Source organism: Pseudomonas sp. PICF6 (genome assembly GCF_009831705.1).
Taxonomy (GTDB): Bacteria; Pseudomonadota; Gammaproteobacteria; order Pseudomonadales; family Pseudomonadaceae; genus Aquipseudomonas; species Aquipseudomonas rhizophila.
Genome location: NZ_WUUD01000035.1, coordinates 75,928 through 76,494, shown reverse-complemented (window position 1 = coordinate 76,494; position 567 = coordinate 75,928). Strand labels below are relative to the sequence as shown.

Here is a 567-nt window from a genome sequence, read left to right as displayed (position 1 = left end):
TCGCCGGATTCGTTTTCGATTTCAGTCAGCAACAGCCGCGCCGAGTCGTAGCGATACTTCAGTTCGCTGCCGTCGGGGTTGAGCCGACGGCTGATCAGGTGCAGGTCGTCGGCGTATTCATAGCGGGTGGTCCGCCCCAGCTCATCGCGCTCGGCGGTGACCTTGCCGTAGGCGTTGTAGTGCCAGGCGCGGGTCGCACCACCCGGCAAGGTGGTTTCGAGCAGCCGGCCCACCGCGTCCCACTGGTAGTGCGTGAGGGCGCCGTGTTCGTCCTGGCGGGTCAGCAAACGCCCCAGGGCGTCGTAGGAAAAACACCGGCGCCCCGTGTCGGGCAGGGTTTCTTCGGTCAGTTGGCCCAACTGATTGCGGGTAAACCGATGCTCGCTACCGTCGGGGTAACGGATCGCCAGCAACTGCCCCTGGGCATCGTAGTCATAGCCGGTGCTCTGGCCGTGCGGATCGATGGCCTCGATCACATCGCCCTGGGCGTTGCGCCGGTATTGCCACACGGCCTTGCCGCGTGAGCGGGCGTGCAGGAAACCGTGGCGGTATTCGTAGGACGTTGCT

The 567-nt window shown here is 64.9% G+C and carries 1 pseudogene; it reads right to left on the bottom strand.

Features of this window, described 5'->3' with window-relative positions:
- Positions 1 to 567 (bottom strand): annotated as a pseudogene (locus GSM73_RS27965) (type IV secretion protein Rhs); the annotation flags it as partial.